This window comes from uncultured Mailhella sp. (genome assembly GCF_963931295.1).
Taxonomy (GTDB): domain Bacteria; phylum Desulfobacterota; class Desulfovibrionia; order Desulfovibrionales; family Desulfovibrionaceae; genus Mailhella.
The window spans coordinates 286,613-300,060 of the sequence record NZ_OZ007001.1 but is presented as its reverse complement, the minus strand read 5'-3'; the positions used below and the strand labels follow the sequence as shown (position 1 = coordinate 300,060).

General features: G+C 58.5%; 1 protein-coding gene. It reads left to right on the top strand.

Annotation, left to right across the window (positions count from 1 at the left end; all coding sequences use genetic code 11):
* Positions 1-857 precede the first annotated feature (857 nt).
* Entirely contained in the window at positions 858-12,941 is a 12,084-nt protein-coding gene (locus ABGT79_RS01285) for a VCBS domain-containing protein (RefSeq protein WP_346664645.1), read from the top strand.
* Positions 12,942-13,448 lie beyond the last annotated feature (507 nt).

Below are 13,448 nucleotides of genomic sequence, written 5' to 3'. Positions count from 1 at the left end.
TCGAGTTGTTCCGTCTCCGACAGGGTCTTCGACGAAGAACATCAAGCCGTCGGTGAAGGGGAATTCGTCTTTTGCCAGGCGGACGCCGTCATGCATTCCCTGCGCGCCGCCTGTCAGGCTGATCACTCGGGTATCGATGAAGAGGCGTTGGGACTGGTTCCTTGCCACATGCAAGGAGTTTGAGCGGATATTAAATGATAAAAACTTGTCTTGTCGATACAACTATTGTCAGTAATGACAGTGATCAGCTGAACGTCAGTCTGTATATATACGCGCTTATGAACGGGTTCATTCATCCGATGATTTAATGCGCATTGACTTTATTCATTATTTAAAGTGATAGTTATATGTTGTTGCAGCATTGGTTTGTCATGAATATGCAGCAATGATGCAAATAATTTTATACAGGACTTTGTTGACGCCTTTTTCTGACGTGGTCAGCTGCCGGAATCGAGGTCAACGATATTTTCGTGATCATATTTCGTCCGTCCCTGAGCAGACTTGCCGGCCTTTCCCTCAGAAAAAATCGACCGGCTCGGCAAAATCTTCAGGCAGACAGGCTCCCGCCGCCCGTCCCTGCGCTTTCCCTTGACTTGCGGGCGGGAATGGTTATGCTGATTGCAGCGGCTGAAAGGTGTTTGCCGCGTGTTCCTGCTGGTAGTGGAACTTGTGAGAAAAGGACGTGTTGCGCGTTCGTTTTCAAATAAGCAACCCATTGATTTAGCAGGAATTTTTTTATGTCGTTTTTGTTTTTCGCGCCGACTGCCGACAGTTTTTGAGATTGAGCCCTGGGCCGGGAATATCCGGTTCGGGGCTTTTGCGCGTTAACGCCGACGAGATTCCTTCAGGAGAGAGCCATGGCCGATATACGTCTCATGAGACCCGGAGCGGGAGAAGTTCAGAACATCACCTGCGCGCCCGAGGCCCGATTCATTTTCGATTTTCCCACCGATGAAGCGACGTTGTCGCGTTCCGGCGACAATCTGGTCATCACCTTTGAAGACGGCGCGACGCTGCAGCTGGAAAACTTCTACACGGCGTATTCGAGCAAGAACATGCCGTCGTTTGAAGTGGAAGGCGCGGAGATTTCCGGCGAAGACTTCTTCACGGCCATGAACGAGCCCGATCTCATGCCTGCGGCGGGTCCCGGCGGAAACGCGGGCGCGCAGAGCAACGGCAACCGCTTTCATTCCTATGTGAACTCCGAGCTTCTGGGCGGCCTTGATCGTCTGGGCGGCCTCGACATCGGCTGGAACGACGGCGGACGGGATTCCGATCTCGACGGCGGCGGAGGCGGCCATGTGGATTTCGGCGTCACGCTGATCGGGGAATCGGGCGAGGTGCCTGATCCTTCCATTCCGGTCATCGATGATCCGACGTATCCGGACCAGCCCGGCTGGGATCAGACCGTGACCGGGCGCGACGTTCTGAACGTGAAGGAATCGGAGCTGGACGGCGCGGGCTCGCAGTCCGTGGATCACGGTTCTCTTCTGGTGCAGGCGAAGGACGGCGTGGCGAGCATCGTCATCGACGGGGTGACGGTGTACGAGGGTGAACCGCCGGTGCTGCATGCCGATGCCCGGGTGAACACCGACGAGGGCTATCTGACGAATTTCCGCTACAGCGCGGCAACGGGACGCCTGGAATACGACTATGTGCTCACGCAGGCCACGACGGAGCACAAGGGCGAGGGCAAGGACAGCATAGCGCACAACTTCCACGTCACCGTGACCGACACCGACGGCGACACCGGCGCCGGACTCATCACCGTGGTGATCGAAGACGACGTGCCCCTTGCCGCTGACGACGCCTCAGGTCTTGAGGAAAACGAAATCGTGTCCGGCAACGTGGTGACGGGCGAAGTCGACACGTCGGGCACGACGGAAGGCTTTGTCGCCATAGGCAGGGACGACTACGGCGCGGATGCCGCCGCACCGACGAACGGACTGGTCTGGAATCTTGATTCGTGGGGAGAGAAGGCGTCCTACGACGCCGAGACCGAAACGTGGACTGTGACAACCGACTACGGCACGGCCACGCTGCATGCCGACGGCAAATTCAAGTTTGATGCGCTCAAGAACGCCGGTCTCGATGAAGGCGTGAGCGTGAGCGTGAGCTTTGACTACACCATCACCGATGCGGACGGCGATTCCTCAAGCGCCACCCTCACCGTGACCGTGACGGGCGATACGCAGCCCGTCGTTACGTTCGAGAATCCCGACGCGAATTCCAACGCCATTACCGTGGATGAAGCGCTGATTCCGGGCAAGGGCAATGCCGAGCATTCGGACAACGCCGCCCACACGGCCTCGGGCGAAGGTTCCTTCACCGTGAACTTCAAGGGAGAAAGCGGCGACGTTACGCTGACGTACGGCAAGGATGAGAGCGCGCAAACCGTTACCCTGCGACTTGAGCAGGGCCGGCAAGAGGTTGCGCCTTCCGGCAATGCTGAGTTGATCGTGAACGGCGTCACCGTGACGGTGACGGGAGCCGTGTATGATGCGGCCTCCGGCGAGTGGACCGTGAACTACACCTACAACCTTGCGACGGGGCAGGATCACGGGAGCGATGAACTCATCGGCGCAGGCGACGTTCTTGACGGCACCATCGACATTACGGTGAAGGACGATACCGACGACTACGCCTATGGGCACATCGACGTTTCCGTGCATGACGACGGCCCGGTGGTCACGCCTGTGGCAACAGTGTATAAGGACCACGAGTATTTCAACACGGTTTCCGTTTCCTTCGGCGCGGACAACGATACCGATGCGGGTTCGCATCTTGCCGTGAACGCGTATGATGCCGCCGGAAACCTCATAACGTGGACGAACAACAACACCGATCTGAACGACCTTGCCGCAGGCCAGCAATGGACAAGCTCCGACGGCAACATCATCGTTTCCCGCGGAAACGATGGCAACTTCGTTTTCAAAATCAAGGAAAACGGCATCAACGCCGATATTAAGGTGACGGCCACGGACGCCGACGGCGATACCGACTCGAAGACTCTGCACCTTACCGCGCCCGACTCGAATTCCAGCGCCATTATTGTGGATGAGGCGCTGCTGTCCGACGGCAGCGGTTCGGTCGAACAGGGTGGTCATGGCGATGGTCATGCGGCCTCGAGCGAAGAAGCCTTCTTCATCGTGGATCTGCACGGGGAAGACGGCACGGTTACGCTGACGTACGGCTCAGGGGAGAACGCTCCGACCGTTACCGTGAGCCTGATCAACTGTGTAACGTTCAGTAATAGTTGGCTGTCCTCTAAAAACATGCAAGATTCCACGCTCCCCAACACGTTTATGGTGAACGGCGTCACCGTGGAGGTGAAGAGAGCCGAGCAGCAGGACGACGGTTCGTGGAAGATTATTTACTCCTATGACTTGAACGGGGAGCAGGCTCACCCTCAGGGTGGGGCTTACAACGATGGGGCCAACATAGGCGCAAACGACTTTCTTTCCGACAGCATCGGCATTACGGTGACGGATGCTACCGGCGACACGGCTACCGGTGCGTTGACGGTGACGGTGCATGACGACGGCCCGGTGCTCACCGGGCTCTCGAACAGCACCGGTGCCGAAGCAATGCTCAATGAAAGCACGGGCCCCCTTGTGGTCAGTCTGGAAGACTTCCACACCGGCGCGGATATGGCGAACGGCACGACTCCCGCCAAGGTGACGGTAGCCGTGGGCGGGCAGACCTATGCCTTCACGGTGAGCAGCGGAACTCATGGCTATGTGTTCACGCCCGAAGCGGGACAGGGAAATGCCGTGAGCATTGAACACGGCGAGAACGGCTACGAACTGCACTACACGAGGCCGGAAGGGGATGTCCAATCTTCCGGCACGCCTTCCTACACCTTCACCGTTACCGTTACCGACGCCGACGGCGACAGCGTAAGCAAGAACATCACCCTCACCACCAAAGACAGACCGGATATTTCCTTCGGCACGAACGAAGATATTACTGATGAAGGCAGTGTGAAGGAAGCAGGCGTTGCGGGGCACTTCCCGGCAGACGGAGAAAACGCCAACAGCACTGTTCCGGGAAACGATACCGCTTCCGGCACCATTACGCTTACGGATACGGACAGTGCTGCGCTTACCCTGACCGTCACCGGCAACGTGCAGCATACGGACAATTCCGAAACGCATGACAATACGGAAGATGCGCAGGTGAGTTCCACCTCGTTCGGTGGAAATGGGTTCAGCCTCGGCACAGGCGGCACGCTCACCCTGTATTTGAACGCGGACGGAGAGCTTGTGACCGCGGCCGGGCTCGCCGAGAATGAAGACTACTACGGCACGCTCACGCTGAACTTTTCCGCTGGAAAGACGGGAAGCTGGAACTTCACGCTGAACGAAGGCTCCAACCTCGTGGATTCCCTGAAGGAAGGGGAGTCGTTCGATATTACCCTCAACCTCACGGCCAACGACGGCACGCAGAACGATCGCGGATATACCTCGGACGATGCCACGCTGACCATCCATATTCAGGGCACCAACGACAAGCCGGTGTTTACCACGGAAGTCACCAGTGTGGGCGACCTCGTGGCGACGGATGAGACCGGCGGCGTGGATAACGTGCCGAACAGCGTTTCCGGCACGCTCACAGCCACGGATGCCGACGCCGACAACGGCGCAGGAAGCGACATTGCCGCCGTGAATGGCCTGACCTTTACCGTGACCGGGCTTGCCGGCACCGATGCGGGCAATGTCGATGCGAACGGCGGCTATGCTTCTTACGGCTCCGGTTTCAACTACAACAACCTTGTCAGCAGTCAGCGTGGGGAGGTTACCTCCGGCAGCGACAACGACGGCAGCTTCACGCAGGTGACCACCGCCTACGGCACGCTGAAGGTGTACGCCGACGGCTCCTATACCTACGAGGCGAATGACACTTCCAAGATAGGCGGCGATGAATACGTCACCGAAACCTTTACGGTAAAGGTGCAGGACGCCCACGGTTCGTGGGATACGCAGACCATCACCATCACCCTGCGCGATGAGGACAACGGCATTACCGGCGGCGCGGACATTTCCCAGAGCCTCCGCGAAGAAGGCGTGGTGGGTGATGATGAGAGCCTTGTCGCGAAGTACGGCGACGATGATCCCAATGAGCATGTTTCCACGGATAACGGCACGGCTGCACCGGACAACGTTCTCTTCACCGATGTGGACCTCAACGACACCGTAACGCTGACCATAGGTAAAACCGACGTCAACCTCGTGCAGGCAGATGGAACGTCTGAAGGCACGGTGGGCTCTATTGCGCTCGCGTCTGGCGTCACGGTAGGCATTGTGGGAAGCTCTTCAACGGTGCTCTACCTTGTGGCCGCAGAGAACAGCGACGGAACGTGGAGTTTTTCGTGGAGTACGGAAGACGACGGCGACGTGGTGGGCGAGCTGACGCTCTCCAGAAAGGACAACGGCGACGTTTTCTACGACTTCGCCCTTGACCCGAACAATAAGCTCAGCAATACCGCCGCCGACAACAGCAGCTTCCTCGAACGGCTGGATCAGGGGGATGAAGTCGAAATCAAGCTGGACTTCACGGCAGGCGGAGCAACCAGTCATGTGGAGCTCACCATTACCGGCACCAACGACCGGCCCACGGTTTCCTTTGCCGACGACAGCACCGCAAAGAAGCAAGACACGTTGTATGCTTCCGGCGTGGGGCGTGAAGATGACGCGGACGTTGTTACTACCGGCGGTGCTTCTACGCTCAATCCTGCGGAAATGAACGACTATACGACGTCCGGCACGGTGTCCGGCAATCTCAAGGCCTCTGATCCCGACGCCGGAGATTCCACCACATTCTTCATTTCAAATACAACAAGTACCAGCAACAAGATTTCTTTCAGCACGAGCGAGGGTTCCAATACCGTCACCGTCCTGCTTGACGGGGAAAAGGTCGGCACGCTTGTGCTGAATCCCGAAACGGGCAGATATGCCTTTGACCTGGAGCGCGGGGACGGCAATCCTCTGCAAAAGTATGCGGAAGGCACCAGGTTTTCCTTTACCGTTAACTTCAAGGCAGAGGACAGTCATACCTCCACCAGCGCCAACAGCGTGAGCGTGGAGATTACGCTTGCCGCCACCAACGATGCGCCCGTGATTACCGCTTCCGAGGATATGAATCTGAGCGTTGCGGAATCGGGCAGCAGTGATTCCGCCAGGGTGACGGCGACGGATATCGACACCACCGATACTCTTACCTACGGTCTGCTTTCCGATGCGGTGTACGACCAGCTTGTCGACGCTCAAAATCCCCAGTCTGTTCAGATGACGAACAGCATCTCGCTGGGCAACTGGGGTACGGTAACCATGGCGTCGGACGGCACCTACACGTTTTACCTGAATAAGGAAAATCCTGAGCTGGCTGCGCTGCGCAAGGATGAGGTGAAGGAGCTCACCTTCCACGTGGTGGTGCGGGACGACAAGGGCGCGTACGACATCAAGGACGTGACCATCAGCATTGAGGGCGAAGCCTCGTCGGCGGTGTTCAGAGGCAGTGCGTCCGTGGGCGTGGTAACGGAAGCGGGCGTTACGCCTCCTGCTCCGGCCGGAGACGAAAATGGTGAGGTCAAGGGTATTCCTTCCGTTTCCGGCAAACTTGAGGCCGTGGCCATAGATCATGACAATAACGGGAATGCTCAGGAAGTGCAGTATTCCGTCAACGGTCACGAAGACGCGGAGACGAAATCGTTTTCCTCTCTGGACTCCGCTGTTCAGACTGCCATCAATGACAAGTTTGGAGGGAACAACTGGACCGCTGACGCCGATGTCACGGTGGTTCAGGGCACCTACGGCACGCTCTATCTCAACAACAACACCGGCCAGTACTTCTATCAGCTGGACAACGGCAACGAGGCCACCAATGCCCTCAAACAGGGCGAGATAAAGAACGAAAACTTTACCATTCACGCCGAGGGCGCGTACGATGCCGCGCACGGAGGTGCCAACGGCGCGGATCGGCAGCTTATTATTTCCGTGCAGGGCACCAACGACGCTCCCACGCTTGATGGCGTGCGGGTTGGCGGCCAGACTGTTTCTCCTGACGAGAATGGAAAATTCATCGTCTCCGGCGTTCAGGAAGACGGCGTTCAGCAAGTCAGCGGATCTCTGGTCGGCGACGATGTGGACAGTGCTCCGACGTCGCTTACCTACCTCATCAAGGTTGCCGATGGGGAAAACTCCTATCGTTATCTCGCATCCGCTTCCAATGACTACGGCTTCCTCACGCTGGACGAGTCGACGGGCGAATACACCTTCACGCTCAACAACAAGGCCGTGCAGTACCTTCCGGCTGGTGAGTTTGGCCAGACGTCCTTCACGGTTGTGGTGAAGGACGAGCACGGCGCCATTTCCGAAGAAAAGGAGCTGGTCTTCAAGATTGAAGGCGCAAACGACACGGCTTCCATCAACAGCGTGACTCTGGAAACCAACGAAGATGCAAAAGAGGCCGTCAGCGGTGGAGAGCATACAATAACGATTTCCGACGTTGACAACAGCGAGAAGATGTTCACCTCCGTGTCGTTCGGCGGCAAGACGGTGGAGCTGACGGACGCGAATGCCAAACTTGACGACGACGAAAATCCGTATTGGACCATTGAGGGGGATTACGGAACGCTCACGCTTACGAAGGACGGGAACGGTCTTTCCTACAAGTATGAGATAACCGACGAGGCCGCCCGAGAAAAGGTTCTGCAGGCTCTCAACAAGGGCGAGAGCGAGACCGAAGAGTTCATCGTTCGCGGTACAGCAGGCGACGAGGAGACGTCGGGCAAGATCACGGTTACCATCAATGGCGAAGACGACGCGCCGTATGATCTGTTCTGGAATCCCCGTCCTGACGTGGACGAGAATTATGATATTGTCGAGAATTTCGACGGCGCCATTACCGATGGCGTTGACGGTTCCGTGCTGAACGTCAGGGGCTGGGATTCCGTCGGCGGTACGGTCATCGGCAACGACAAGGACAACGACACATCGGAACTCCGCTACTACGTGGCGAACGGAGCGGCGGACCCCGATCAGGAACAGAATACCTCCACGTTGCAGACGGTGAAGGGCGAATACGGCTATCTGACCATCAATGCGCAAACCGGCGAATTCTCCTATACCGTGGATACGTTGAGCGATGCGTATCAGGGAACGGACGGCGAATGGCTGGGACAGGAGTCGTTCACGATTATTGTGGCCGACCCCTACGGCAAAACGCACGAGGAAACCATTCATTTTGACGTGTACTATCACAGCGGAGATGGCGGCGGTCAGGCCCCGGTTCTCGGTGATGATCAGACCCCTGTCGATGTGGATGAAGACGACGGCAAGTACTTCGAAACCGATGCTGAGGGCCAACCTGTTCATGATGCCGAGGGCAACCCCATAGATCTCACGCCTCCGCCTTTCGTGGAAAGCAAGTGGGAGCCGATTCTGGATGAGAATGGTAACCAGGTAGACGTTGTTCCTTCCGCCATCTGGCTGGTGGACGATAACGACGGGCGCACTCATACAATTCAAACCGACTACGGCTCTCTGATTCTGGAGCGGGGAGATGAGGGAAAATGGGGCTACCGCTTCGTGCTCGACAACAGCAGTCCGACAGTCCAGCAGATGGATGAAGGCGAGAAGGAGGTACTGACCTTCCATGTGCAGACGAGCGAAATGGGAAAGGATGAGACCAGCACCATCACGGTGACGGTGACTGGCCTCAACGACAGACCCGTCATCGAGGCCCACGAGGATCTTGTGGTGTCCGACACTGAGAACAGCACTGATTCCGGCAAGCTCACCACTTCCGATCCTGATGCCGGCGACGTGGGCACTGGGGAAGTCACTGGCGAAGGCGAAACCGTCCAGCAGAACCTGAGCTACAGCGTCAGCAGTTCGGAGAACTGCTCGGTCGGAGAGCCGAAAGAAAAGGAAAACGGCGATCTCGTGTATACCGTTACGGGAACGTGGAAAGACGCCTCCATTACCTGGGGCGAGTTCACGCTGCACGAGAACGGTTCCTACAGCTTCACGGCTTCGGACGCGGCAAAAGTGTTGTTGAAGGGAGAGAACCCGACCTTCCATCTGACCATTGAGGCCAACGACGGCTCGGATGCTCTGAACGCCACGACGTCCACGGAAGTCGCCATCACCATTCAGGGCACCAACGAAGCGCCTGTGATCACTTCGGCGGACACAATTTTCGTTACGGAAGATACGGTTCTCACCGACTCTGAAAAGCTGACCGTTACCGACGACAGACATGACGCGGATGGGAACCCCACAGGGCTGACCTACGCCGTATCGTTCGGGAATGGAGCCTGGGGCCCCATTGCCGAAGGAGACTACGGTTCGCTCTATGTGCGTGCCGACGGAACCTACGCCTATCAGCTCAACAACCAGCTTCAGGCCGTGCAGGAGCTGGAAAGCGGCAAGACTCTTACGGAGACCTTTACCATTTATGTGACGGATGCCGACGGCGAAGTGGTTCCGACGCCTGTCACGGTAACCATCAACGGCACGGATGACGCTCCCGTGCTCTCGCTCGATGCCCCGGTGCTTACCGTGAAGGAAGGCGCTGAGAATGCCGTGGAAGGCAAGGCCACAGCGACGGACGCGGATAAGGTGGATCAAGGCAAGCTGAGCTATTCCTTCGATGGCGGTAGCTTGACAGAGACCGATGAAGGCGGAAACACCTACAGCGTGCTGGAAACTGACTACGGCACCTTCAGAATCAACACCCAGACGGGCGAGTATTCCTTTACCATCGACAACGATAGTGAAGCGGTCAAGAATCTGCGCCCCACGGACGTTAAGGATGTGCTTGCCACAGTGGTGGTTTCCAACGGCAGAGAAAATTCCGTGGAACAAACGCTCACCGTGCATGTTTCCGGCAGCGAAACCGCGCCGGAAGTGACGGTGGAAGGCAGCGTCAAGCCCAACTGGACGGATACCGGAGCGCCCGTGGGAGAAGGCTGGGGTGGAAGTGATGGTTTTATCGGCAAGATTCAGGCCACCGGCTGGGACGCCGGGCCCGACCCTGAGCATCCCGATACCGACACCCTGAGCTATGCTCTTGACGGTTCTCACCCGGTTACCATGGGGGGCAAGGTCTGGCGCGTGGCGACTACGCCCAAAGGCACGCTGTACCTCAATCCCGAAACGGGCGAGTACCGCTATGAGCCTTCCGGCAATGTGCAGACCCTGAGCGAAGGCGAAGAGCAGAAGGATTTCTTTACCGTGACCGTGACGGACAGCACGGGCAAAACGGTAGAGACCTCCCTTTCCGTCATCATAACCGGCACCAATCAGGAGCCGGAAATCAGCTCGAACGCGGTTTCCGGCAACATCGGCACACTCACGTTCTCCGATATCGACGCCAACGACACGCACACCGTGACCTTCGATGATCTGTACGCCTCTGAGGCTGGAAAAGAGGGTGCTGCGCTGAGTGTGAACACGGCGGAGGGTGCCATGCCGACCGGGCCCGTTGACGTGTACAACGAGAATGGTGTTCTGGTAGGCACGATGCAGTTCGGCTTTGTCGAAGGCGGCAACAATCAGGGGAACAAGTTCACCTACACGTTCATGCTCAACGATGCGTATGAAAACAGCCTTGAGGTGGGAACGAGTGTTGATGTGTCGTTTAACCTGACGGTAACGGACAGTGCCAAAACGACGGGGAGAGACAGCGACGACAGCAACAAGCACTTCACCATCACCAATGCCAACGACGAGGTGATGATAGCGGATGGCCAGCTTGCCGACGTTACCATTGACTCCGCTGATGAGTCGGCCGGAGGCTCGTTCACCTTTACCGACAAGGACGTGAAAGACACGCACACCGTGTCGTCCTCCGTGCAGGTTAAGCTGCCGGACGGAAAAACAGCTGACGCAACGGTGGAAAACGGCGAGGTCACGCTGGAAGATGGAACCGTTCTGGGCACGCTTGAGGTTACTCATAATAATGACTCCACCGGCGGAGAGCCCGGCAAGGTGTCCTACACCTTCAAGCCGAGCAGCGAGTACCTCACAAGTCTCGGCAAGGATGAGGCGACACAGCTTGACCTGACGTTCACGGTGAGCGACGGCAACGACTCGGAAAAGACGACGTCAGTTTCCGTCACGCTCAAGGGCAGCAACGACGCGGTGAACATCAGCTCGGACAACTTCAGCACGACTCCGAACGAAGACGGCGTCTATACGGGGTCGCTCGTGTTCAGCGACGCGGACGTGACCGACACGCACACCGTGACCTTCGAGGGGCTGTACGGAGCGGAAAACGGCACTGCGCTGAGTGTGAACACGGCGGCGGATTCCATGCCGACCGGGCCCGTTCCCGTGTACGACGGGGAAGGTGTGCTGATAGGCATGATGGAGTTCGACTTTGTCGAAGGCAGCAACAATCAGAATAACGAGCTCTCCTACACGTTCACGCCCGTAGATCCGAACAGTCTGCCCGTCGGTGACCACAGCGTGAAGTTCACGGTGTCGGTAGATGATGGAAACGGATCTGCGACTTCGTTGAATACGGAGTACATTGTTGGCCTTACCAATGAAAACGACGTGGTGAGCATCAATACGGAAGGGACTTCTTCTTCCCTGACTCCGAACGAAGACGGCGCTTATACGGGTTCGCTCGTGTTCAGCGACGCGGACGTGACCGACACGCACACCGTGACCTTCAAGGGAGAAAGCCTCAAGACCCTGAGTGTGAATACGGCGACGCTGTCGGAAAACTCTTCTCCCGTTGAAGTGTACAACGCGGAAGGCGTGAAGATAGGCACGATGGTCTTCACGTTCACCAAGGGAGAAAACGATACGAATACGCTCTCCTACACGTTCACGCCTGCCGAAGATCTGACGGAAGATTTTTCCGTTGAGCTTTCCGTGAGCGACGGACATGAAACGGAGACGGAGCTCGCCCCGACGGTGAATGTGACCTTCAATAAGCCCGTGGAAGAATTGCCGGAAGAGTCGGAAGGCTCCGGCGACGACAGCGACAGCGAACAGGAACAGGCCCGCGTGGAGCAGGAAAACGGACTGCTCACGGCCGCCATGGTGGTTTCCGGCCTGAACGGCGTTCTCGACGCCTCCTTCGATGCGCCGCTCTTCGACGCGCAGACGGATGCGCCCGACGTTCCGGAAGGGCAGGACACGTTCGCCGCCGACAGCCTCGTTCTGCCGAACACGCCCGACGCCCCGGCCTTTGCCGTGGCCGACGCTTCGGCGGAACACGCTGCGCCGCAGATGTTCTCCCTCCATGCCGATCCGGTAATCCCCGAGGCGACCATGCATGAGAGCGCTGCGGCTGCTCCCGATGCCTCGCCTGCGGACGATGCTTCGAGCGACGCGCCGGACCTGATTTCGCTCCTCGCGGACAACGATCCCGGCGCGCCGGAGCACGGCTTCCTGTTCAGCGCTCCCGAGGGCGACGTGTTCTCCGGCAGCGACGGCAACGACTATATGGCGGGCGGCGAAGGCTCCGATGCCGTGATGGCCGGCGACGGCAACGACATTGTGGTGTACGACGCCAGCGACTACCTCATCGACGGCGGGTCGGGCATCGACTTCATCGTGTCGGACGACAACTCCCTGTCGCTGCATGAGCTGCTCACCGAAAGCGGCCGCGACGGCCACGACGGGCCGATGGTGAACGGCGTGGAAGTGCTCATCAAGGGCGATGACGCGCTCAGCCTCACCAGCATGGATCAGCTCTCGAAGGATTACGGCGTCACCATTGACCGCGATGCGCAGGGCAACGAAACGCTCACGCTCAATGCCGATCAGTGGCACGCCAACGGCGACGGCAGTTTCGACTACGTCGGCAAGCCGGACGTTGATCTCACCTTGGAAACCAGCCTCACGCCTGTGACGCATGACGACGCTGCCGACGCCGCCGTGCAGCAGCAGGTGTTCATTCTCCAGAATACGCAGGGCTAGCCCTGCTTCGTGCCGACCGCTCCGGTTCAGGGGCGGTCGGCTTTTGCGCGGGGAGGCGGCGCGTTGTCGTCCGGCTCTCCGCAAAGTTTTGCGTGGCGCAGGCACGGCGCGGGGCGTTTCGGCGCGAATGTTGTCGGCGCGGGGCGTTTCGGCGCATTCCGGCTCCGGGCGTGCGGCGTTGGGCCTTCTGCCCGGCGTCCGATTCCCGGGGCGAGGCGTTCCGAATGCCCGGGCGCTTGAGCGGGCGCGCATCCGGCCCTGACGAAGCCGCAGAGCGGGCTCGGCACTGCCTGCGAACGCCGGCCCCTCGCCTGTGCGGAAGGCTCCACAATGAAGCATCCCGGCATCACCGAAGAGGAGTCGGCCCCGTTCGTGCGGGCGGCTCCGGGGCCCGCCTGTTCGCAACAGCCGGAAAAGAATGCGGGCCGGACGGCGCACAAAAGCGCTGGAAAAAGAATCCGAAACGGCGCATGATGCGCGGAGCGCGGGTTCCGAGGCGCAAAGGCG

Excerpts from the sequence above, each read along its gene's own strand:
- ABGT79_RS01285 (WP_346664645.1), top strand. The coding sequence starts at position 858 with ATGGCCGATATACGTCTCATGAGACCCGGAGCGGGAGAAGTTCAGAAC.